The sequence below is a fragment of the Neisseria chenwenguii genome (assembly GCF_002216145.1).
GTDB classification, from domain to species: domain Bacteria; phylum Pseudomonadota; class Gammaproteobacteria; order Burkholderiales; family Neisseriaceae; genus Neisseria; species Neisseria chenwenguii.
Genome location: NZ_CP022278.1, coordinates 2,169,373 through 2,192,827, shown reverse-complemented (window position 1 = coordinate 2,192,827; position 23,455 = coordinate 2,169,373). Strand labels below are relative to the sequence as shown.

The following is a 23,455-nucleotide window of genomic DNA, read 5'->3' as shown; positions in this document are numbered from 1 at the left end:
ATCGGATTTTCAGACGGCCTTTGCCTGTATCAAACCAATTTGAATCTGGACGGACGGCTGTCCCGCCCAAATCAAGCCGCTTAGTCGTTGTTGATCAAACGGGCATGGGTGTCGTTGTAACCGATGTCGCCCGGAGTGCGCACGCCGGTCGGGGTAACGGTAAATTCAACACGGTCGTCTGCTTTGGCAGAGTGGATGGTGGTGTCGTATTTCACTTCGGTCAGACCGGCGATTTCACCCGAGTCATTGGCGTGATTCCATTCGGGCATTGGAGAATCGGCTGCGGCAATGGAAGCGGCTGTTGCGATGATGGCGGCGAATGCAAATTTTTTCATGATGTTCTTTCCTGTAAATAAAGTGTGGTTGTTGAAACAAGGTGCTGCTGTTTGAATCAATGAGTGTATTCTAGGCTGATGCACCGGCGGGGTAAACCGCCATCCGATTAAAACACCATTAACCAAAAGGAAATAATACCCAGTAAAAAATAGATAATTATTGCTTTTATAAACCCTTCGATTAAAGAAAAGCAATGATGTCTGTCCGAACACTCCGAAAAGCGCTTTCAGACGGCCTATTTACCGCCATCGTGCAGGCGGGCAGTTTGCCGGCAGCGGGTGAGAAAACGGGTGTCCGTTTCGACCTTGAGCCGGAAAATGAGCGAATTGGAGCGGGATTTGCAGGTGCAGCTGCCTTTTCCGCCCAATACGGCATGCCGCGTGCACCCGCGTAACTGGCGGCTTTCCTGCTCTACTGGCGGGCCGGGCAGATACCGACGGCAGCCGCTCGGTGCGCGAATTCGGCGCGCAGAAAATCAAATCCGAATATCTGTTTTCCAGCAACGCCAACCGCGCCATTTGGCACTACACGCTGGCCGGTATGGCAATCGGCAAGCTGAGCGACTTGATGGCCGCGCCCTATCTGGCGCGCGGCGAGCTGGTACAGGTGCTGCCCGATTACCCGCTGCCGTGCTATCCGCTGCACCTTATCTACGCCGCCTACCGCCATCCTTTGGCAATTGTGCGGGCGTATGTGGATTTTTGCGCAGCGTGGTTTGAAGAAAACGGCCATGCCGTCTGAAAAAAGCGGCAATCTTAGCAGCACAACTGGCCGGATGTTCCCGACAACACCGTCCGCCGCCCGATATAATCCTTTACACCATCAGGCAATACCGCCCCGTTTACACAAAAGACTCCTGACTATGAGACCCCTATCCCAAAGCCCCGGCATTTCCGCTGCCCAAACCGCCTTTCTCCGAGCCGAATGGCCGGCGCCTGCGAACGTCAAAACGCTGATCACCACCCGCAACGGCGGCGTCAGCGAAGGCGTTTACGCCAGCCTGAACCTCGGCAGCCATGTCGGCGATCTGCCGGAACACGTCGCGCAAAACCGCGCCCTCGTCGAAGCGCAAACCCGCCTGCCCGTCGCCTACCTTAACCAAATCCACAGCACCACCGTCGTCAGCGCCGCCGACGCGCTGGAAACGCTGTTTGACGCCGACGCAAGCGTCGATACCACCGGCCGCGCCGTCTGCGCCGCCATGACCGCAGACTGCCTGCCCGTATTGTTCTGCGACAAAGCCGGCACTGTCGTTGCCGCCGCACACGCCGGCTGGCGCGGCTTGGCCGACGGCGTTTTGCAGAACACCGTTGCCGCCATGCGGATCAATCCGATCAAAATCATGGCCTACCTCGGCCCCGCCATCGGCCCCGACGCATTTGAAGTCGGCCAAGACGTTTACGACCGCTTCTGCGCCGTTCTGCCCGAAGCCGAAAGCGCGTTCACGCCCATCGGCAACGGTAAATACCTCGCCGACATCTACGTCCTTGCCCGTATGGTTTTGCAGCGCGAAGGCGTCGGCATGATTTACGGCGGCACGCACTGCACCGTGCTCGAACGCGACACTTTCTTTTCCTACCGCCGCGACGGCCAAACCGGCCGTATGGTCAGCTTAATTTGGCTGGACAACGGCGCGGAAGCGGAATAACGGCGTATAGGCCGTCTGAAAATCTAAGACGTTTTTCGGCGGCATAGATCAGATTCGGTTGGTCAACACCGTAGGCCGGGTTTTATTGGCGTAGGCTGGGCTGAAGCCCAGCCTACGCCATTCCCCCGCACCGTTCCCTCATTTTCCATCCCCCCCGTTTTTCAGACGGCCTCACAATCCGCTATAATCCCCGCAAGACCCACACCCATGAAAGAGACGCCATGAACAAAATCCTTCTGACCGCCGCCGCATTACTGCTTTCCGCCTGCGGGTTCCACCTCAAAGGCAACGGCGGCATCACCAAACCGCTGCCCTACCAAACCTGGTCGGTCAACGGCAACGTCTTGCAGGAAGCGCTGGAAAACGCGCTGCGCCGCGCCGACGGCAAGCCCGTGGAAACCGGCGCCGAAGCCGGTGTCACCGTAACCGGCATCGAAACCCGCCGCGACATCTACACCATCACCCGCACCGCCCACGTTAACGAATACCTGCTGATTCTGCGCGTCGAAGCACAAGCCACCCGCAACGGCGCCCCCGTCGGCCCCAAACTGAGCGCCTTGGTACAGCGCACCATGGACTACGCCGACAGCGAAGTCTTGGGCAAAGCCGAAGAAGAACAGACCATCTGGTCGGAAATGCGCACCGACGCCGCCGAACAAATCGTCCGCCAGCTCACCTTCCTGCCCAAACAATAATATGAACATCGAGCACATCAGCCCCGACGCCCCGCTTGCGCCGCTCTACGTCATCCACGGCGAAGAAGAACTGCTGCGCATCGAAGCCCTCGACGCGCTGCGCCAATCCGCCAAAGCGCAGGGTTATCTCAACCGCGAAGTCTATACCGCCGACAACAGTTTCGACTGGAACGAACTGCTCCGGTCCGCCGGCAGCATGGGGCTGTTTGCCGATTTAAAACTGCTCGAAATCCACATCCCAAACGGTAAACCCGGCAAAGCCGGCGGCGACGCCCTGCAAGTCCTCGCCGAACGCCTGCCCGAAGACACCGTAACCGCCGTCATGCTGCCCAAGCTCGAAAAAGCGCAACTCCAGGCCAAATGGTTTACCGCACTCGCCGCCAAAGGCCGTGTCTTGGAAGCCAAAGCCGTTACCGCCGCCGCCCTGCCCCAATGGATATGCGGCCGTCTGAAAAAATGGGATTTGGACATCCAACCCGACGCCCTGACCCTCTTTGCCGAACGCGTCGAAGGCAACCTCCTCGCCGCCAAACAGGAAATCGACAAACTCACCCTGATCCACCCCAAAGGCAGCATTTTAGACATCGCCGCCGCCGAAGCCGCCGTCGCCAACGTCGCCCGTTTTGATGTCTTCCAACTCGCAGGCGCATGGATGAAAGGCGACGTCCGCCGCACCGCCCGCCTGCTCGAAGGCTTGGAAGCCGAAGGCGAAGAACCCGTTTTGCTGCTCTGGGCAGTCGCCGAAGACATCCGCACCCTCATCCGCCTCACCGCCGCCCTCAAACAAGGCCAAAACATCCAATCCCTGCGCAACAGCCTGCGCCTCTGGGGCGACAAACAAACCCTCGCCCCCGCCGCCGCCAAGCGCATCCCCGTCTCCCGCCAAATCGCCGCCCTGCAAACCTGCGCCAAAATCGACCGCATCATCAAAGGCGCAGAAGACGGCGACGCCTGGTCGGAATTCAAACAACTCGTCGTCTCCCTCGCCGCGTAAGTTTTTGTCGGAAACGGGTTTTCAGACGGTCTTGAACTTTTTTACCCAAAATTAAAAAAGCCGTCTGAAATCTTTGTCGGCATCGTTCCTACCTAAGCGTGAATGACCGATTTAAGCATTTCAGACGGCCTTTGGCCGGCATTTCAGATTTTCTCGAAGACTCGGATTTTTACCTTTCCAAATCCTCACGCGCCGAATGGCGGCGTTTCCCGGTCCATCGCCCGCAACAGCACGACGGTTTCGAATACGGGCAGCCCCATCACGCCGGTGAAGCTGCCGCGCAGATCTTCCACAAACACGCCGCCCACACCCTGGATGCCGTAGGCGCCGGCTTTGTCCAGCGGTTCGCCGCTCCCGACGTAGGCGCGGATTTCAGCGGCAGACAGAGTTTTGAAGCGCACGTCGCTTTGCTGCATCACGATTTGCGTATCGCCCCGCCAATGGACGCCAACCGCCGTCAACACCTGATGCGTGCGCCCCGAAAGCTGCGCCAGCATGGCTTCGGCATGGGCGGCGTTGTCGGGTTTACCCAAGATGCGGTTGTCCAGCGCAACGGTGGTGTCGGCGGTCAAAACAGGAAACTCGGGCAGGCTGCTGTGTTGCGCGTTCCACAAATTTAACGCGGCGGCGTTTTTCTCGCGCGCCATGCGCTGCACATAATCGGCGGCGTTTTCATCGGGCAGCGGCGTTTCGTCAATATCGGCACTGAGGCGCACGACGGTGTAGCCGAGATTTTCTAAAATCTCGCGGCGGCGCGGGCTGCCGGAAGCGAGGTAGAGAATTTTTTCATTCATATTAACCCTTAAATGATCAAAATTTTATCGTGTTTCGCCTGCTTACCAGCAATAATATTTTCACCTGCATTCTTGCTAATTTCATATTACAAAATAACGGAATATACCATTTTCTAAATAATTATTTTCAATTTACACTTTGCTGTTTATCAATCTTTTATTGGTTTTATGTTGCCGCATTTTCATTATCCATTACTATATCATTGCTTGATTTTGTATAAATGAAAGATTTTCATCTTTAGTGGATTTTTCATTTAAAGTTTGTTCAATCAACAAGGAGATTGAAAATGGCAAGGAGATTGAAAATGGCTACGGACTCACGCAAATTCTCCCTAACATGGGTATTGAGCCTTTTCGGCACCGCAGTAGGTGCCGGCGTTTTGTTTTTGCCGATTAATGCGGGGATGGGCGGTTTTTGGCCGTTGGTCATCATGGCTGTTTTGGTCGGCCCGATGACTTATCTGGCACACAGGGGGCTGATGCGGTTTGTACTGTCTTCCGGACACCCGGGCAACGACATCACCTACGTCGTCCGTGAGGATTTCGGTGAAAATGCGGGTCGTCTGATTACGCTGCTGTATTTCTGCGCCATCTTCCCGATTCTGTTGATTTACGGCGTCGGCATGACCAATACTGTGGCTTCTTTTATGGAAAACCAGCTCCACATCGCCCCGCCGCCGCGTGTCATCCTTTCAGGCGTTTTGGTTGGTCTGATGGTCAGCGTCATGTTGTTCAGTGAAGCCGTAATGCTGAAAATCACCACTTGGCTGGTTTATCCGCTGGTGTTTATTTTGGTAGGCTTATCGCTTTATCTGATTCCCCATTGGAATGGTGCGGCTTTTCAGCAGATTCCAACCACAGGGGATTTTGTTTCGACGCTGTGGCTAACCATCCCCGTGTTGGTGTTCTCGTTTAACCATTCGCCTGCCATCTCGTCTTTCTCACTCTCACAACAGAAATTCTACGGCGATGCGGATACTGCCGAAGCAGCTGCAAGCAGGGTTTTGCGCGCAACATCAACCATCTTGGTGCTGTTTGTGATGCTGTTCGTATTCAGCTGCGTACTGACGCTGACGCCTGCCGAACTGGCCGAAGCCAAATCGCAAAACATTTCCATCCTCTCTTATCTGGCCAATAAATTCGACAACCCGATTATCTCCTACCTCGGCCCACTGGTCGCATTCCTGGCCATTAGCAGCTCGTTCTTCGGCCACTATCTTGGCGCGCGCGAAGGTTTGGAAGGTTTGGTCAACCGCTTTACCGCCCAACCGATTGCCCCCGAACGTTTCAAAAAATATACTGCGGCCTTTTTCTTCCTGACCGTATGGCTGACCGCCGCGCTCAACCCCAGCATTTTGGGGTTTATCGAAAGCCTGGGTGGTCCGGTAATTGCGGTGATTCTGTTTATTATGCCGGTGTATGCCGTGTATAAAGTGCCTGCCCTGCAAAAATACCGTAAACAGGTTTTCAGCAATACTTTCGTCATCGTTACCGGATTGTTTGCCATCTCCGCCATTCTTTACGGTTTTTTCTGAGACTCGGAGCAATACCATGATCAGCATCTTCGACATCTTCAAAATCGGCATCGGCCCCTCCAGCTCCCATACCGTAGGGCCGATGAAAGCCGCCAAACAGTTTTTGGACAGCCTGATTTCAGACGGCCTGCTGGCGCAAACCGATCGCATCATTATCGACGTGTACGGCTCACTTTCTCTTACCGGCCGCGGCCACAACACCGACACCGCCATTGTAATGGGAATGATGGGCTACCTGCCTGACAACGTCGATATCGAGCGCATCGAAGCGGCAATCGCCAACATCAAGCAGCAGCAAACGCTGACGCTGGCCGAAGCCGACAGCAGCGCGGCGAAGACCATCGCCTTTGATTTTTACCGCGATATGCCGTTTCACAGCACTTTTCTGCCGAAACACGAAAACGGCCTGACGTTCCATGCCTTTGCAGGCGAAACGCTTTTGGCTGAAAAAACTTTTTATTCCACCGGCGGCGGTTTTATCGTTGACGACGAACATTTCGGCGAAGAAAAAACCAACACGGCCGAGGTTCCCTTCCCCTACTGCAACGCGGAAGACCTGCTGCGACACTGCAAAGAACAGGGTCTCCCCCTTTCTTCACTGGTGCTGCGTAACGAGCTGGCGTTGCGCAGCCAACAGGAAATTTCCGATTATCTCACGCTCATCTGGAAAACAATGGACGACTGCATCAACCGCGGCCTCCACACCGAAGGGCTGCTGCCCGGCCCCTTGAAAGTCGTCCGCCGCGCCGCCACCCTGCGTTTCCGCTTGGAATCGACAGACATCCTCTCTGACGATCCAATGCAGATTATCGACTGGATCAATATGTTTGCGCTGGCAGTCAATGAAGAAAACGCCGCCGGCGGGCGCGTTGTTACCGCTCCGACCAACGGCGCCTGCGGTATCGTTCCGGCCGTATTGGCCTATTACCGTCATTTCATCTCACCGCAACTGCCACAGGAAGCCTTCGAACGCTTCTTGCTGACCGCGGGCGTCATCGGTACGCTGTATAAAATGAACGCCTCCATCTCCGGCGCCGAAGTCGGTTGCCAAGGCGAAGTCGGTGTTGCCTGTTCGATGGCGGCTGCGGGACTTGCCGAAATAATGGGCGGCACACCCGAACAAGTCTGCATCGCCGCCGAAATCGGCATGGAACACAACTTAGGGCTGACCTGTGATCCTGTCGGCGGACAAGTCCAAGTACCCTGTATCGAACGCAACGCCATCGGTGCCGTCAAAGCCATCAATGCCGCACGTATGGCATTGCGCCGCAGCGGGACACCTCGCGTTTCGTTGGATAAGGTCATTGAAACCATGTACGAAACAGGTAAGGATATGAATGCCAAATACCGCGAAACCTCTACCGGTGGTCTGGCCATTAAAGTTGTACCTTGCAGTTGAATTTGTTGTTTACTGCAAAACAGGCCGTCTGAAAATTTCAACGGTTGGTGGGTGCAGTGGGTTGACTACGCCCACCAACCGTTGAAATTTTCAGACGGCCTGTTTGATTCTGACAACAGCTCCGGCCTCAACCCTCCCCGCCGTGCGCTTTCGCAAGCTTGATGTAATGCGCCGAAGAATAAGTCAGAAACGCTTTTTCTTCGTCGGTCAGTTTGCGCACTTGTTTCACGGGCGAGCCGACGTATAAATAGCCGCTTTCCAGCCGTTTGCGCGGCGGCACGAGGCTGCCGGCGCCGATCATTACGTCGTCTTCGATAACGGCATCGTCCAGAATAACCGTGCTCATGCCGACCAAAACGCGGTTGCCGATGCGGCAGCCGTGCAGCATGACTTTGTGGCCGATGGTGACGTCTTCGCCGACAATCAGCGGCGAGCCGTCGGGCTTTTGCGCGTTTTTATGGGAAACGTGCAACACGCTGCCGTCCTGCACATTGCTGCGCGCGCCGATGCGGATAAAGTTCACGTCGCCGCGCAACACGGCCAACGGCCACACGGAAACGTCTGCCGCCAGCTCGATTTCACCGATGACGACGGCGGTCTCGTCGATAAAGCAGCTTTCGTCAATCTGCGGGGCGTGTTTTTGAAAGGTTCGGACGGTCATGGTTTCTCCTTCGGTATGTTTTTGGTTTGACGGCGTATCCTGGCGGTTTCAGACGGCATCTGCAAAGATTGGGGCCGTCTGAAAAACAGCGGGGGGTTTTCCAGACGGCCTTCAGACTTTATGGCTTTTCTTCACGGCTTTTTCGCCAGCATCGTGACGAATTTAAACTGTATCGGATTACCGAATTCGTCTTTCGCGTGCATAGAGCCGAGTTCTTCTTTGTATTCAACAAGTTCCCAATCTTTGTAATATTCGCGCAACTCGCCTTCCTGAAATTTAAACGGGAACGGCATCGGGCAGGGAAAATCTTCCGTATCCATCGCGGAAACAATCAGGTTGTAGCCGCCAGGGCGGGTGTGTTGCTGCATATTTTCAATGACTTGCGGCACGAATCGCGGTTGCAGAAACATAAACACGACGGTGGCGACGATGTAGTCGAAATCGTCTTGCAGGTTGGCGGCGTTTAAATCGTATTCAAACGCTTTGACGTTCAAATCCTCGATGCGGGCGAGTTCTTCGACATTTTGCACGGCGTGGGGATTGTTGTCCACGGCGGTAACATCGAAGCCTTTCAAACCTAAAAACAAAGCATTACGGCCTTGTCCGCAGCCCATATCGAGCGCTTTGCCGACAGGCACGGTGCCGTCTGCGGCGCGGACGGCGGAATGGGTGGCGCTCATGCCGTATTTTTTGTTGAAATAGTCGGCGGCTTCACAGTAAAACTCAAGCTGGATGGCGGTATCGTCGGTTTGCGGCGTGATTTTGTGCCACTGCTGCGGCTGAATCAGCCATGCTTCGCGCTCGGGCGTCAGCTCGTGTGTTTCCAGCGTATTGCCCGATTCGTCGAGCGCTTCAAATTTCAGACGGCCTGTGTGGACACTCAAACAACCCCATGTGCCCTCGGCGGTATTGTGTTTCGCCAGCAGCGCCTCCGGAATTTCGGCGGCCTGCCATACCGGCATTTGTTTGTAACAGAAAAGCTGCTGCCCGATCATAACGGGCTCCTTGTTTGCGGTTTTAAAGATTCGGATTATAGCAGCTGCCGGTGCCGCTGTCGGATATATTTGACGGGCCGGTTGAAGATCCTTGTTTTGTGAGACATGCGGTAATGTATCCGCAAATAAATCAGGCCGTCTGAAAAAATCATTTTCAGACGGCCTCTTGCTACTCAAAAACCTTTACAGATTAGGGTTCACAATAATCTTAACCGCAGATTCGTTGTTGTGGATCAGACGCTCGAAGCCCTCGGAAACCAGCTCGTCGAGCTTGATGCGCTGGGTGATGAACGGTTCGAGGTTGATTTTGCCTGCTTCCACCAGTTTGATGGTTTCCTGATGGTCGTTGCAGTAGGCGATGGTGCCGCGCACGTCGAGTTCTTTCATTACCACGCTGTGTACGTTAATCGTAGCCGGATGGCTCCAAATCGATACAATCACGAGGTTGGCCGCGGGTTTGCAGGCTTCGACCAGCGTATCCAGCACTTTGTTGACGCTGGTGCATTCAAACGCCACGTCCACGCCTTCGCCGTTGGTAAGTTTCTTCACTTCGGCCACAACATCGACTTCGCTCGGGTCGAGAATGTGGTCGGCCACGCCGGATTCTTTGGCTTTGTCTTTGCGCGCCTTGCTCAATTCAGTGATGATGACTTTGATGCCTTTGGCTTTCAATACCGCCGCCAATAGCAGGCCAATCGGACCCGCGCCGCCGACCAAGGCCACATCGCCTTCTTTTGCGCCGCTGCGTACATAGGCGTGGTGACCGACCGACAACGGCTCAATCAGCGCGGCCTGGTCGAGCGGGATTTTGTCGGAAATCGGGTGTACCCAGCGGCGTTTTACGGCGATTTTTTCCGCCAAACCGCCGCCGCAGCCGCCCAAGCCGATGAAGTTCATGTCTTTGGAGAGATGGTAATTCTGCCCCGGGCCGGTGTCCACATCGTCGCGGATGATGTAGGGTTCGACCACAACGTGCTGGCCGACCTGAATATCGTTCACGCCCTCGCCCACGGCATACACCACGCCGGAGAATTCGTGTCCCATCGTTACCGGCGCCGATTCGCCGGAAATCGGGTGCGGATGGCCGCAGGGCGGAATGAAAATCGGGCCTTCCATAAATTCGTGCAAATCCGTGCCGCAGATGCCGCACCAAGCCACTTTCACGCCGACCGTACCCGGCGCGACCGTCGGCTCGGGAATGTCTTCGATGCGGAGTCGCCTTTATCGTAGAAACGTGCTGCTTTCATGCTAAATCTCCTTAGTTTTGAGACGGGTTGGAAATTAAATTCGTCACGACTTACACCGTCTAAATCTTAACAACGTCCTCTTTTTATTTTTATTTCAACGGGTAAATTTAAGAATCAGACGATTAATTAATAGTGAAACAATCAATCCGATCGTTCATTCTACTGCAACGGCAGGCCAAGATAAACCGCAGGAGTGTAAAGGCCGTCTGAAAACTCACGTCCGCTGCTTCAACCGCCGGTTGTACCGCATCACGTCCACCCCCCTGCCCTTGCCCGCCAAAACGCGGATGTGGGCAGCGGCGGATTTGCCCAGCGGCGTGAGTGTGTAGCCGCCTTCCAAAACAGAAACGATGCGCCCGTTGCAACTTGAGGCCGTCTGAACGATTTTGTGCGTCAGCCATGAGAAATCGGCTTCGTGCAGATTCAGACGGCCTGTTTCGTCGTCGCGGTGGGCGTCGAAACCGGCGGAAAACAGAATCAGCTCGGGTTTGAACGACCCCAGCACGGGCAGCCATTCGTTGCGGATGCGGCGGCGGAAAGTCAGGCTGGAGGCGCCGCGTTCAAACGGGGTATGCAGCATATTCGGGCTGCTGCCGCGTTCTTTTTCCAAATCGGGAAAGGGGAAAAGGTCGGCTTCGAAAACGTTGAGAAACAGGATGCGCGGGTCGTCTTTGAAGATTTCGGTAGTGCCGTCGCCGTGGTGGACGTCGAAATCGATGACGGCGATGCGTTGCAGGCGGTATTCGGCGATGGCGTACATGGCGCCGACGGCGGTGCTGTTGATTAAGCAGAATCCGCCTGCGCTGCCGCTTTTGGCGTGGTGCCCGGGCGGGCGGGCGGCGCAGAAAGCGTTGTGGGCTTTTTTCGCCATGACCATATCGACGGCGGCCACGACGGCGCCGGCTGCAAAACGGGCGGCGGTCATGGAGTCGTGGCTCATCACGGTATCGTCGTCGATTCGGTAGATTTTGCCTTCGGGCGGCTGGTTGGCTTCGAGAAAATGCAGATAGCGGCGCGAATGCACCAGCGCAAGCTGTGTGTCGCTGACTTCGCCGGCTTCTGCGGTTTGCAGGTGGCGCCAGATATTTTGGGCTTTGAGTTCGGCCTCGACGGCGCGGATGCGTTCGGGCGAATCGGGATGACTGCCGCCCGGCTCATGTTGCAGGAAAACGGGATGCGTAAGCCAAACCATGCGGGGCTTGATGCCCAGCAGGCGGCGGATAAAGCGGCGCAGGCGGCGTAGGATTTTTTTCATGAAATGGGAATGCGCAATACCTAATCGGGATTTTCAGACGGCCTTTGGGAAAACTGCTGTCAAATAGCGTTAATCAGTCAGGAAATGCTTGGAAATTTTTCAGACGGCCTTTAGAATAGCCTAATTTTGCGGGCAGGCTCAAGCCCGCTTCTTTCAACTGATTTTTAGAGAACGGAAAAAAACAATGCAACAGGCTTTTGCTCAATTCGCTCCTTTGGTGCTGATTATGGTGGTGTTCTACTTCTTGATCATGCGCCCGCAACAGAAAAAATTCAAAGCCCACCAAGCCATGCTGGCCGAACTGAAAACCGGCGACAAAGTGGTGTTGGCCGCAGGTTTCAAAGGCCGCGTAACCAAAGTCGGCGAGCAGTTTTTTACCGTTGAAATCGGCCGCGGCGTGGAAGTGGAAGTCGAGCGCAACTCGATTGCCTCCAAAGTTGACTAACAGTTTGTTTGAAACGGGCCGCCTTCGGGATTTTTCCGAAAGCGGCTGTTTGTCTTTCATTACTTTCAATTATTTTTAAAACAAGCCGTCTGATACTTCGGCTACGCTCAGTAACCGTTTTTCAGACGGCCTGCAACAAAGGTTTGCCATGAACCGTTATCCTTTATGGAAATACCTGCTGATTGCGTTCACGATTGTATTGGCGATGATTTATTCGCTGCCCAATATTTTCGGCGAAACGCCCGCCGTACAGGTATCGACCAACCGCCAGTCCATTGTGATCAACGATCAAACCCAAGCGCGTGTCGCCTCTGCCCTTCAGACGGCCGGCATTGCCGACGACGGAATGTTTGTCGTCGATAATTCGCTGAAAATCCGTTTTAAAGACGCGGAAACCCAGCTCAAAGCCCGCGACGTGATCGAAAACACGCTGGGCGAAGGCTACATCACCGCCCTCAACCTCTTGGCCGACAGCCCCGAATGGATGGCGAAAATCAAGGCCAATCCGATGTTTTTGGGTTTGGACTTGCGCGGCGGCGTGCATTTCACCATGCAGGTCGATATGAAAGCGGCAATGGTCAAAACATTCGAACGCTATTCGGGCGACATCCGCCGCGAGCTGCGCCGTCAGAAAATCCGCATCGGCAGCATCGCGCAAAACGGCAACAGCCTGACCGTGCCGTTTCAAGACGCGGCCGATGTGCAGAAAGCCCTGCCCGCGCTGAAAAACCTCTTTCCCGAAGCCACGCTGGCGCCGCAGGGCAGCAGCTTGGTGCTTTCGCTTTCCGAGGAAGTGATCAATAAAGTACGTACCGACGCCGTGAAGCAGAACATCAGCACGCTGCACAACCGCGTCAACGAATTGGGCGTGGCCGAGCCGGTGATCCAACAGGCCGGCGCCGACCGCATCGTCGTGCAACTTCCGGGCGTACAGGATACCGCCAAAGCCAAAGACATCATCGGCCGCACCGCTACGCTGGAAGTGCGCATGGTCGAAGACGATCCGGCCAAAGTTCAGGCGGCCTTAAACGGCAACGTCCCCGCCGGTTTCGAGCTGCTTTCGAGCGCCGGCGAGAATCCCGAAAAAGTTCTGGTCAACAAACAGGTCGAGCTGACCGGCGACAACATCAACGACGCGCAGCCGAGTTTCGACGAAAACGGCGCACCCGCCGTCAGCATCAATCTGGACGGCTCAGGAGGCACGATTTTCGGCGAGCTGACCGCGCAAAACGTCGGCAAACGCATGGCGATGGTGTTGATTGATCAGGGCAAATCCGAAGTCGTCACCGCACCCGTGATCCGCTCCGCCATTACCGGCGGCCGAGTGCAGATTTCCGGCAGCATGAGCACCGCCGAAGCCAACGACACCTCGCTGCTGTTGCGCGCCGGTTCGCTGGCCGCGCCGATGCAGATTGTCGAAGAGCGCACCATCGGCCCGTCTTTGGGTAAAGAAAACATCGAAAAAGGCTTTGATTCGACCCTGTGGGGTTTTGCCGTTGTGGCCGTCTTTATGGTGGTTTACTACCGCCTGATGGGCTTGTTCTCAACCATTGCGCTGACGACCAACATCTTGTTTTTGGTAGCGATTCTCTCCGCCCTGCAAGCCACGCTGACCTTGCCCGGCATCGCCGCACTGGCGTTGACGCTGGGTATGGCGATCGACTCCAACGTCTTGATTAACGAACGTATCCGTGAGGAACTGCGTGCCGGCGTGGCGCCGCAGCAGGCCATCAACCTCGGCTATCAGCACGCTTGGGCAACGATTGTCGATTCCAACCTGACCTCGCTGATTGCCGGTATCGCCCTGCTGATTTTCGGTTCCGGCCCCGTGCGCGGCTTTGCCGTGGTGCATTGCCTGGGCATCGCCACTTCGATGTACTCTTCCGTCGTCGTTTCCCGCGCACTCGTTAACCTGTGGTACGGACGCCGCCGCAAACTGCAAACCATTTCCATCGGCCAGGTTTGGAAACCTGAAAACGGTGCGGCTGCCGCCAAGGAGTAAAACATGGAACTGTTCAGAATCAAACGTGACATCCCGTTTATGAGCTACGGCAAACTGACCACGTTTATCTCACTGGTTACGTTTATCGCCTCCGTCTTCTTCCTCGTGACCAAAGGGCTGAATTTCTCGGTGGAATTCACCGGCGGTACCGTGATGGAAGTGCAGTATCAAAAACAAGGCGCAGACGTCAACCAAACCCGCGCCAAACTGGAAACGCTCAAGCTCGGCGAAGTGCAGGTGCAGGCATTGGGTACCAACAAACACCTCATGATCCGCCTGCCCAACAAAGAAGGCGTCGCATCCGCCCAGCTTTCCAACAACGTCATGAACCTGCTCAAACAGGACAACCCCGACGTTACCCTGCGCCAAGTCGAATTCATCGGCCCGCAGGTCGGCGACGAATTGGTCAGCAACGGCCTGATGGCGCTGGGCATGGTGGTCGCCGGCATCATCATCTACCTTTCCATGCGTTTCGAATGGCGTTTTGCCGTTTCCGCGATTATCGCCAATATGCACGACATCGTGATCATTCTCGGCTGCTTCGCCTTTTTCCAATGGGAATTTTCGCTGACTGTCTTGGCCGGTATTCTCGCGGTATTAGGCTATTCCGTGAACGAATCGGTGGTTGTGTTCGACCGTATCCGCGAAAACTTCCGCAAACCCGCCATGCGCGGCCACAGCGTTCCTCAGGTGATCGACAACGCCATCACCTCAACAATGAGCCGCACCGCCATCACCCACGGCTCGACCGAAGCGATGGTATTGTCCATGCTGATTTTCGGCGGCGCCGCCCTGCACGGCTTCGCCATGGCGCTGACCATCGGCATCGTGTTCGGCATTTATTCTTCGGTATTGGTCGCCAGCCCGCTGCTGCTGATGTTCGGTCTGAACCGCGACAACATCGCCAAACCGCAGAAGAAAAAAGAAGAAGCCGTGGTTTGATCCCCTGCCGTCTGAAAAAGAAAGGCCGTCTGAAAGTTTCAGACGGCCTTTTACTATTTTGAAAACCGTTCCCGCTTGGGAATGTATTCAGGCTGTTGCGACAGCATTTTTTATGACAATATGTATAAAAACAGAAATTAATTGCGCAAAACTTCCGATTTAATGCTAAATTACCGAATTACGGCAAAACTTTAACAAACCCGTTTTCAGACGGCCCAAACACTCCCACCGAAGCGTAAGGCCGTCTGAAAACCCGCAGAGGACAAATTTCATGAACATCAACGGCAACACCCAAGTCATCGCCCACATCGGTTACCCCACCCAAACCTTCAAATCGCCGATGATTTACAACCCCTATTTCGAAGCGGCGGACATCAATGCGCTGGTGGTGCCGTTTTCCTCGCAAGCACCTGTTTATCCTGATTTTTTACACGCAGTTTTTAGCTGTGACAACGTCATCGGCGCGCTGATTACCATGCCGCACAAAGTCACCACCGTTTCATTGGTTGACCGCCTCACGCCGACGGCGCAGATTGCCGGCTCGTGCAACGCCGTGCGCCGCGGTGCGGACGGCAAGCTCGAAGGCGATATGTTTGACGGCGAGGGTTTTGTGCGCGGCATCCGCCGCAAGGGATTCTCACCCGAGGGCAAAAGCGCGCTGGTCGTCGGCAGCGGCGGTGTGGGTTCGGCGATTGCTGCCTCGCTGGCGGCGGAGGGCGTGGCGCGGCTCGCACTGTTTGACGTGAACACGGCAGCGGCCGATGCGCTGGCAGGCCGTCTGAAAAAGCATTATCCCGATCTGGTTGTGGAAACCGGCCGCAACGACCCCGCGGGTTTCGATTTGGTATCGAACGCTACGCCGATGGGCATGAACGACGGCGACCCGATGCCGACCGACGTTTCCCGCATCGCGCCGGAAACCTTCGTCGGCGAAGTGGTTTTGAAACACGAAACCACCGCGTTTTTGGCGGCGGTGCAGGCCAAAGGCTGCAAAACGCAAGTCGGCACGGATATGCTGTTCGAGCAAATTCCCGCCTACCTCGAATATTTCGGCCTGCCGACGACGACGGCGGAACATCTGCACGAAGTGGCGCGGGTGGAATATTGATTTTCAGACGGCATCAATAGGCCGTCTGAAAATCCGCCAATCATTTCAAAATTCAATAACCATCTGTTTTAAAATTATTTAGCCCAAAACATCCGCACTCCGAACGTGAGAAGCGGTTTGCTTTTTCAGACGGCCTTGACGGTTTTTGCCAAGCAAAAGGCCGTCTGAAAAAACGGTGACAGGAGAACCCCATGCCGCAAACGCCAAACAACGAAATCAACGTCCGCGCCCTGCTCGACCACCGCGGCGTCAGCCGCTATCAGAAAACAGTCATTTTCCTCTGCTTCCTGATCGTTCTGATGGACGGCTTCGACGTCGTAATCATGGGTTTCGTTGCCCCTTCGCTGAAGGCGGCCTGGAACCTGAGCAACAGCGACCTTGCGCCCGTATTGAGCGCGGCGCTGTTCGGCCTGACGTTCGGCGCGCTGGGCACGGGGCCGCTCGGCGACCGTTTCGGGCGGCGCAAAGTGCTGATTGCCTGCGTGTTCACGTTCGGGCTGTTTACCCTCTTGGTGGCCTTGGCCGCCGAAGTCCGCCAGATGATGGCGTTCCGTTTTATCGCGGGTTTGGCGATGGGCGGCATCATGCCGATGGTGGCGACTCTGGCTAAAGAATATTCGCCGGTCCGGCGCAGCGCGCTTTTGGTTACCGTCGTTTTTGCCGGATTTACCGTAGGCGCTGCGGGCGGCGGTTTTTTAGCGGCCTGGCTGATTCCGCATTGGGGCTGGCACAGCGTCTTCGTCTTCGGCGGCGTGATGCCGGTTTTATTGAGTGTGTACATGATGTTCAAGCTGCCTGAATCGCTGGCATTTATGGTGCACAAAGGGACAGACCGCGCCGAAATCCGCAAAATCGTCGAAGCCTGCGCACCGGGCAGCACCAACGAAAACAGCGTCTTTACCCTGCCCGCAGCGGCTGTACAGACCGATGCCAATCCGATGAAGACCGTGTTCAACAGCCATTACGCCAAAGGCACGCTGCTTTTGTGGATTATTTATTTTTCCCACCTCTTTCTCGTGTACCTCTTGGGCAACTGGATGCCGACCATGATTAACGAATCAGGCATGACGGCGGAACAGGCTTCGGTCATCTCGGCGATGTTCCAACTCGGCGGCCCGCTGGGATCAATCATGCTCGGCTGGTTTATGGACCGTTTCGAGGCGCACCGCATTCTGGCACTCTCCTACTTCAGCGGCGCCGCCGTATTGGTTGTGATGAGCGGTTTGGGCGCGCAATACCTGCTGCTCTGTCTGACCTCGTTTTTCATCGGCGCGGCGTTTAACGGCGGCGGCACGGGCATGAACGCACTCTCCAGCAATTTCTTCCCACTCTCCGCACGCGCCACGGGCAACAGCTGGATGCACGGCGTCGGCCGCACAGGTGCCATCGTTTCCGCATACGCAGGCTCGTGGATGCTGAATATGGGCTGGAACTTCTCCACCATCGCCTTCGCGCTGACCGTTCCTGCCCTCATCATCTCCGCCTCGCTGATGCTGAAATATTCCTTCTACGCCGGAACGGAAAAATCCTGAAACTGCAAAAAACGTCAGGCCGTCTGAAAATTCGTTTTCAAACAGCCTTCAACACCGTAGGTCGGATTCTTGAATCCGACAAAAAATACAACCTCTTCGGAGTATAAAAGGCCGTCTGAAAGTGTTTGTCTGTTCAGACGGCCTTCGGGCAGACGCTTTTATTTTGGCCGATGTCCCGGCCTGACGGTTTTTACAAAATCCCCGCCCTGCTTTATCATCCTGCCGTCCCATCAACCAAACAGACCGCCATGCAGCAGACCGATACCGTCGGCGTTCAGGATTTTCTCAACATCCGCCGTTTTTCCAATTTCCAAAAACTCGTTTTCGCCCTCTGCTTTCTGACCGCCTTTTTCGACGGCATGGACACCGCCGCCGTCGGCTACATCGCGCCCGCGCTGTCCAACGAATGGGGCGTGCAGAAAGCGGCGCTTGCCCCCGTATTGAGCGCGGCCTTGTTCGGTCTGGCCGCCGGCGCCGCCGCATCCGGACCGCTGGCCGATAAAATCGGACGCCGGATAGTATTGACCGCATCGGTGCTGCTGTTTGCCGCGTTCTGCGCCGCATCGGCTCTTGCGGAAAATCTGACGCAGCTGGCTGTTTTGCGCTTTATCACGGGACTAGGGCTGGGCGCGGCCATGCCCAATGCGGTCGCGCTGCTGGCCGAGTTCTGCCCCGAACGCAAGCGCGCGTTTACCGTCAACACCATGTATTGCGGTTTTCCGCTCGGTGCGGCCGCGGGCGGCTTTTTTGCCTCATGGCTGATTCCCGGATACGGCTGGCGGATGCTGCTGTTCTGGTGCGGGCTGATGCCGCTGGCTTTGGGTGTATTTATGATGGTGCTTCTGCCCGAATCCCCTGCCTATCTCGCCGCCAAAGGCCGGCCGCAGGCGCAAATCCGCAAAATCCTCAGCCGCATCGATTCCGCCGCCGCAACAACGGCAGCCGTTTTTACCACCGAACCGCCGCCCACCCGCGCCGAAGCGCCGACGGCGGCCATACTCGGCGCAAAACTGCGTGCGGGTACGCTGCTGTTGTGGACAAGTTATTTTATGGGGCTGATTGTGTTTTATTCCGTTATCAACTGGATGCCGACGCTGTTTAAAGAAACCGGTTTGGGCGCACAGGCGGGTGCACAGATTGCGGGGCTGTTCGCGCTCGGCGGGCTGGGCGCTGCGGCAAATGGTTATCTGATGGACCGTTTCGACGGCAACCGTCTGATTGCGCTGATGTCGCTGCTGACCGCACTGTCGGTTGCCTCCGTCGGCTTCGCGCTCAAAGGCGGGCTGTGGCTTTTGGTCGGTACGGTATTGTTCGCGGGGCTGGCGCACAACACCGCACAAGCCTCCCTGCCCGCGCTGGCGGCGCAGTTTTATCCCACTGCCTGCCGCACCACCGGTATCGCCTGGATGCTCGGCATCGGCCGCATGGGTGCGGTGGCGGGAACGTTTCTGACCGGGCTTCTGCTGGTGCAAAACGTGGAGCTGAGCGCCGTTTTCGCCGTACTCGCCGTTCCCTCCGTTGTCATGGCCGCCTGCCTTTGGCTGAAATACAGGCTTTACCGGAACCAAGCCTGACGCTTGACGGCGGTTTGCAAAAGCCGTCAGGCCGTCTGCAAACGGCACAAACAGAAATGCCGTCTGAACATTTTTCAGACGGCATTCTTCATTCAGACGGCCTCTACCAATAACCCAATACTTTCCACCAAACCCCGCCGATCAACACAAACACGGCAAGATTGACGACGCTCATGATGAAGCCGGCTTTCCACCATTCCGCCAGCGTGGTGTAGCCCGAACCGAAAATCACAGGCGAGGTGCCGGTGGCGTAGTGGGTCAGCGTCATCATGATGCTGGACGCGGCGGCCATCAGCAAGGCGAACAGCATCGGCGGTGCGCCCAATGCGATGCCGGCGGTGTAAAACGCGCCGAGCATGGCGGTGATGTGGGCGGTGGTGCTGGCAAACATATAGTGCGCATACATATAGGCCAAGAGCAGCAGCGCCGATGCGCCCGCCCAGCCCATGCCGGTGTGTTCGATGCCGGTTTGCAGCATGGTGGAAAACCAGCCGATCAGGCCCAGCTTGTTGAGGAAGGTCGCCATCATCACCAGCGCGGCAAACCAAGTGACGGTGTCCCACGCGCTTTTTTCTTTCAGAATGTCGTCCCATTCCAAAACGCCCGTCAGAAGCAGCAGCGACAGGCCGATAAACGCGGTAGTCGTCGCATCAACCACATAAGCCTTGCCCAACATCATCGCGGGAACGCCCGCCCACAACACCAGCAAAACGGCAAAAATGCCGAGCATGATTTTTTCGCCGCGGCTCATCGCGCCCATTTCGGCAAGTTTTTCTTTGGCAAACTGCGCCGCGTTGGGCGTTTCCTTCACTTCGGGCGGATAAAGGAAATACAGAACCAAAGGCATCAGCGCCATCGCTGCCAGGCCCGGCAGCAGCATCGCCAGCGCCCAAGTGCCCCAGCTTAAGTGGATGTCGCTGTTGGTCGCTTTGGCAATCAAATCAACCACCAACGGGTTGGGCGCGGTCGCGGTGATGAACATCGCCGAAGTAATCGGATTGCTGTGGTAGTTGACCAACGCCAGATATTTGCCGATGCGCCCCTGCGTGCCTTTTTCCGGGTCGGAATCGTAGCTTGACGCAATCGCTTTCATCACCGGATGGATAATCCCGCCGCCGCGCGCGGTGTTGCTCGGCGTAACCGGCGCAAGCAGCAGTTCGGACAAGGCCAGGCTGTAACCGATGCCCAGTGTTTTTTTGCCGAACATCGAAATAAAGAGAAAACCGATGCGCGCGCCCAAACCGGTTTTCAAAATCCCGCGCGAAATCATAATCGCCACCCCGATCAGCCAAATCAGCGGACTGGAAAAACTCGAAAGCGCGTCTTTCACCGCATTCGCGGGCTTGTCGGCGGTTACGCCTGTCAGCGCAACCAGCATCACCGCAATAATCGAAACCGCCCCGATCGGCATCGCTTTGCCGATAATCGCCGCAATCACGCCGACAAACATCGCCAAAAGATGCCAAGCCTGCGGTGACACGCCCTCGGGGACAGGAACCGCAAACCAAATCAACAGGGACAAACCCACCGCCACCACCGCCGGCAGCGGCTTGAAACCGAGTTTCTGCATGAGATGCTCCTTTTTGAAAGATAATGTAGTAAATGCCTAATGAACCGAAGTATAGACCCGTCGGCATGGTTTATATTGATTCATCACAAAAAACAGCAAAGGCCGTCTGAAAACATTTAGATTTAAACGGCTGCCTGCCGCAGATAAAAAGGCCGTCTGAATTTTTCAGACGGCCTTTATTGCCCCCAACACTCAAGCCGCGGCATACGGCTTGGTGGATTCCAAACATTCGTAGCGTTTGCACATCTCCTCCGCCCATACCTGCAATTCCTGCATATGCGGCAGTTTGCCCGCTTCGGTCAGGTTGGAGCGGAACAGCAGAAACTGCACGGCGCAGACGGCGTTGATCGTGCCGATATTCAATTCAAACCCGAACGCTTTGGCGGCTTCGAACAGCGCGGGCATAGTTTTGGCGTTGCGCGCCTGAAGCTGGGCGTAGCGGCTTGTCCACCATTCGTTTTCAGGGCGGAGCATTTTTTCGGCGATGATGGGAATGGTGTTTTCCAGCAAACCTTCGGCCAGCGAATGCAGTGCCAAAACTCGCCAACGGCGGCCGTCTTTCGGAAACAGCGTTTCGGCGCCGCCCAAGCTGTCGAGGTATTCGGCAATCAGCGTGCTACCGTAAAGCCATTCGCCGCTGTCAAGTTGCAGCGCGGGCACACGGCCGAGCGGATTATCCTGATTGTGCGGCGAAGCAGGGTCGAACGAGGATTTGACGGTTAACAGCCCGATTTGCCCGCTCAAACCGTGATGGGCGGCAACGGCGCGGACTTTGCGGACAAACGGACTGGTGGTGGAAGACCAAAGTTTCATGATGTTTCCTTTTCGGCAGGTTCAAAAATAGTACACCGACCATTCTACTCCGACCTCGGTCGCTCCGGCGGCAAAATCTAAAATTTGATTATGTCTCCGTTTCAGCCGTTTCAACCGCAGCAGGAACCAGCCATTTGACGCCGGCTTCGGTGAGGATTTTGCGCATATCCGCGTCGGGTTCGCGGTCGGTAAACACTTTGTCAAACTCGGCAATATTACCCAGCCGCACCAGCGCATTGCTGCGGAATTTGGTGTGATCGACGCCGAGATAGCGCACCCGCGCGTTGGCCATCATGGCCTGCATCACGCTGACTTCTTTGTAGTCGTAATCGAACAGCGAGCCGTCGTGTTCGATGCCGTGGGCGCTCAAAATGGCGTAATCGACTTTAAACTGGTTGATGAAATCCACCGTCGCCACGCCCGTGATGCCGCCGTCCACCGGCCGCACCACTCCGGAAGTGATAATCACAGTGTAATCACTGCGGGCGGCGGCTACGGTCGCCACATAAATATTGTTGGTGATGATGCGCAGATTTTTGCGCTGCTTTACTAGCGCGGCGGCCACGGCTTCCATTGTCGTACCGATGCTGACAAACAGCGAGGCATTGTCAGGAATCTGCGCCGCAATCATCTGCGCGATGGTGTGCTTTTCATCCTGCTGGCTGCTGCGCCTGCCCTGCTGAAGCTCGCTCTCTAAAATCCCGCCCATGGTCGCGCCGCCATGATAACGATGCAATACGTTGTTTTCACACAATAAATTAATATCGCGGCGAATGGTCTGCGGGGTAACGTCCAGCGCCTGCGCCAGCGCATCCACCGACATATAATGATGTTCGCGCACCAATTCGATGATTTTTTCGTGGCGTTGGATTTTAAATTTCATGGTGTGTCCTCTTTTTTCTTGTGCGCCGATTCTGCCAAAAACCGTCGGCCTCTTCAATCCGACAGAATCATTAAACCGACGAGAATACCACCATCAAAAACGGGGCGGCCACGTTAACGATAAAGCCGAAACTGATCGCCAGCGGCACTGCCTGCAAACCGCCCGAACTCTGAATCACCGGCAGGGTAAAATCCAAACTCGTCGCCCCGCCCACACCCACCGCCGCGCTCGGATAACGGCGCATAATCATCGGAATAAACGCCAGCGCAAAAAATTCCCGCCCCAAATCGTTCAGAAGCGCGATGCTGCCCCACACCGCCCCGTAAGCCTCCGTCATCACCAGGCCCGAGAGCGAATACCAGCCGAATCCAGACGAAAGCGCCAGCCCCATCGTCCATGAAACTTCGCCCACCAGCGCCGCAAACAGCAGCCCGCCCGCCAACGACGACGCCATCATCCACAAGGCCGTCTGAACACCGCGCCGGTTGACCAACACCTGCGCCAACTTCACGCCGCTGCCGTTGAGCTGGATGCCGATCAGCAACACCAGCGTCATCAGGCAATACATCCCCGCATTTTCAGACGGCAGCCACACCCCCGCCATCAGCTTGCCCGCCACAAAGCCCGCCGCCACGCAGCCGAGCTGTTTCACGCTCCCCCAAATACTCACACGCGGCTTCTTCCCCGACCCCCGCGCCTGCCACGAATAACGGCGGTCAAACCAGGCTAGCGCCGCCAGATTCGCCCCGATCGTACAGGCAAACAGCAGCAGCGCCATCCCCGCAATCGAATCCAACTGCGCCCCCAAGTTCTCCACCCTCGAGAGCGACACGCCGATAAGCAGTAAAACCGCATACACCAGCCACACCAGCGCTTTATCCACCAAAACCAAAAAGCGTTTGGGCACGCGGATAAAAAAACCGAGAATCATCGGCGTCAGTACCGACAGCAGCGTTATCAGACTTTCCATTGTTGTCCTGAAGTTTTTAACTGTTTGAATTGTTTTGAAAACGGGCGGGGTTTTGGT

General features: G+C 56.0%; 22 protein-coding genes and 1 pseudogene. 13 read left to right on the top strand and 10 right to left on the bottom strand.

Annotated elements, in window-relative coordinates:
- Positions 1-80 precede the first annotated feature (80 nt).
- The gene (locus BG910_RS10605) at positions 81-335 is read right to left on the bottom strand and encodes a hypothetical protein (protein ID WP_089036808.1); all 255 of its coding nucleotides are present in this window, start codon (positions 333-335) and stop codon (positions 81-83) included.
- A 194-nt stretch (positions 336-529) separates the two neighbouring features.
- Here BG910_RS10605 and BG910_RS10600 point away from each other — a divergent pair, with 194 nt between their 5' ends.
- The 5 genes from BG910_RS10600 (at position 530) to holA (ending at position 3,673) form a co-directional block, all read left to right on the top strand.
- Positions 530-730 carry a hypothetical protein gene (locus tag BG910_RS10600; RefSeq protein ID WP_089036807.1) on the top strand — a complete coding sequence of 67 codons (201 nt, stop codon included), beginning with the start codon at positions 530-532 and terminating at the stop codon, positions 728-730.
- A gap of 56 nt (positions 731-786) precedes the next feature.
- Positions 787-1,077, top strand: coding sequence for a LysR substrate-binding domain-containing protein (locus BG910_RS10595; protein ID WP_157694076.1), 291 nt, complete (start codon positions 787-789; stop codon positions 1,075-1,077).
- 121 nt (positions 1,078-1,198) lie between these two features.
- Entirely contained in the window at positions 1,199-1,984 is a 786-nt protein-coding gene (pgeF, locus tag BG910_RS10590) for a peptidoglycan editing factor PgeF (protein WP_089036805.1), read from the top strand.
- A gap of 221 nt (positions 1,985-2,205) precedes the next feature.
- Entirely contained in the window at positions 2,206-2,679 is a 474-nt protein-coding gene (locus tag BG910_RS10585) for an LPS-assembly lipoprotein LptE (protein ID WP_089036804.1), read from the top strand.
- A 1-nt stretch (position 2,680) separates the two neighbouring features.
- Positions 2,681-3,673, top strand: coding sequence for a DNA polymerase III subunit delta (gene holA / locus BG910_RS10580; protein ID WP_089036803.1), 993 nt, complete (start codon positions 2,681-2,683; stop codon positions 3,671-3,673).
- A gap of 185 nt (positions 3,674-3,858) precedes the next feature.
- Here holA and BG910_RS10575 read toward each other — a convergent pair whose 3' ends face one another.
- Entirely contained in the window at positions 3,859-4,467 is a 609-nt protein-coding gene (locus BG910_RS10575; protein ID WP_089036802.1) for a Maf family protein, read from the bottom strand.
- 305 nt (positions 4,468-4,772) lie between these two features.
- Between BG910_RS10575 and BG910_RS10570 the strand changes: the two genes are divergently transcribed.
- Positions 4,773-6,002, top strand: coding sequence for an SLC5/6 family protein (locus tag BG910_RS10570; protein WP_089036801.1), 1,230 nt, complete (start codon positions 4,773-4,775; stop codon positions 6,000-6,002).
- 16 nt (positions 6,003-6,018) lie between these two features.
- Complete coding sequence (locus BG910_RS10565) at positions 6,019-7,401, top strand: L-serine ammonia-lyase (protein WP_089036800.1); 1,383 nt, start codon at positions 6,019-6,021, stop codon at positions 7,399-7,401.
- Between the two features lie 127 nt (positions 7,402-7,528).
- Here the strand turns inward: BG910_RS10565 and BG910_RS10560 are convergent, their stop codons facing one another.
- From BG910_RS10560 to BG910_RS10545, 4 genes and pseudogenes are all read right to left on the bottom strand, one after another.
- A complete protein-coding gene (locus tag BG910_RS10560) occupies positions 7,529-8,062 on the bottom strand; it encodes a gamma carbonic anhydrase family protein (RefSeq protein WP_089036799.1) in 534 nt (177 codons plus the stop codon).
- 131 nt (positions 8,063-8,193) lie between these two features.
- The gene (tehB, locus tag BG910_RS10555; RefSeq protein WP_089036798.1) at positions 8,194-9,057 is read right to left on the bottom strand and encodes an SAM-dependent methyltransferase TehB; all 864 of its coding nucleotides are present in this window, start codon (positions 9,055-9,057) and stop codon (positions 8,194-8,196) included.
- A gap of 183 nt (positions 9,058-9,240) precedes the next feature.
- Positions 9,241-10,304: pseudogene (locus BG910_RS10550) on the bottom strand (2,3-butanediol dehydrogenase).
- Positions 10,305-10,518: 214 nt separating this feature from the next.
- Positions 10,519-11,559: a histone deacetylase family protein gene (locus BG910_RS10545; RefSeq protein WP_089036797.1), complete on the bottom strand. Its 1,041-nt coding sequence runs from the start codon at positions 11,557-11,559 to the stop codon at positions 10,519-10,521.
- A gap of 184 nt (positions 11,560-11,743) precedes the next feature.
- Between BG910_RS10545 and yajC the strand changes: the two genes are divergently transcribed.
- The 6 genes from yajC to BG910_RS10515 all read left to right on the top strand — a co-directional run bounded on the left by yajC (position 11,744) and on the right by BG910_RS10515 (position 19,162).
- A complete protein-coding gene (yajC, locus tag BG910_RS10540) occupies positions 11,744-12,004 on the top strand; it encodes a preprotein translocase subunit YajC (RefSeq protein WP_089036796.1) in 261 nt (86 codons plus the stop codon).
- Between the two features lie 148 nt (positions 12,005-12,152).
- Positions 12,153-14,006 (top strand): protein translocase subunit SecD, encoded by a 1,854-nt coding sequence (gene secD / locus BG910_RS10535; protein ID WP_089036795.1) that lies wholly within the window; start codon positions 12,153-12,155, stop codon positions 14,004-14,006.
- A 3-nt stretch (positions 14,007-14,009) separates the two neighbouring features.
- Entirely contained in the window at positions 14,010-14,948 is a 939-nt protein-coding gene (gene secF / locus BG910_RS10530) for a protein translocase subunit SecF (protein WP_089036794.1), read from the top strand.
- 271 nt (positions 14,949-15,219) lie between these two features.
- Positions 15,220-16,056 (top strand): shikimate dehydrogenase family protein, encoded by an 837-nt coding sequence (locus BG910_RS10525; RefSeq protein WP_089036793.1) that lies wholly within the window; start codon positions 15,220-15,222, stop codon positions 16,054-16,056.
- A gap of 191 nt (positions 16,057-16,247) precedes the next feature.
- Complete coding sequence (locus BG910_RS10520; protein WP_089036792.1) at positions 16,248-17,588, top strand: MFS transporter; 1,341 nt, start codon at positions 16,248-16,250, stop codon at positions 17,586-17,588.
- Between the two features lie 248 nt (positions 17,589-17,836).
- Entirely contained in the window at positions 17,837-19,162 is a 1,326-nt protein-coding gene (locus BG910_RS10515; RefSeq protein WP_089037243.1) for an MFS transporter, read from the top strand.
- Between the two features lie 103 nt (positions 19,163-19,265).
- Here the strand turns inward: BG910_RS10515 and BG910_RS10510 are convergent, their stop codons facing one another.
- From BG910_RS10510 to BG910_RS10495, 4 genes are all read right to left on the bottom strand, one after another.
- Positions 19,266-20,732, bottom strand: a complete 1,467-nt coding sequence (locus tag BG910_RS10510; protein ID WP_089036791.1) for a DASS family sodium-coupled anion symporter — start codon at positions 20,730-20,732, stop codon at positions 19,266-19,268.
- Between the two features lie 192 nt (positions 20,733-20,924).
- Positions 20,925-21,545: a glutathione S-transferase N-terminal domain-containing protein gene (locus BG910_RS10505; RefSeq protein WP_089036790.1), complete on the bottom strand. Its 621-nt coding sequence runs from the start codon at positions 21,543-21,545 to the stop codon at positions 20,925-20,927.
- Positions 21,546-21,633: 88 nt separating this feature from the next.
- Positions 21,634-22,428 (bottom strand): DeoR/GlpR family DNA-binding transcription regulator, encoded by a 795-nt coding sequence (locus tag BG910_RS10500; protein WP_089036789.1) that lies wholly within the window; start codon positions 22,426-22,428, stop codon positions 21,634-21,636.
- 70 nt (positions 22,429-22,498) lie between these two features.
- The gene (locus BG910_RS10495) at positions 22,499-23,398 is read right to left on the bottom strand and encodes a lysine exporter LysO family protein (RefSeq protein WP_089036788.1); all 900 of its coding nucleotides are present in this window, start codon (positions 23,396-23,398) and stop codon (positions 22,499-22,501) included.
- Between the last annotated feature and the right edge of the window lie 57 nt (positions 23,399-23,455).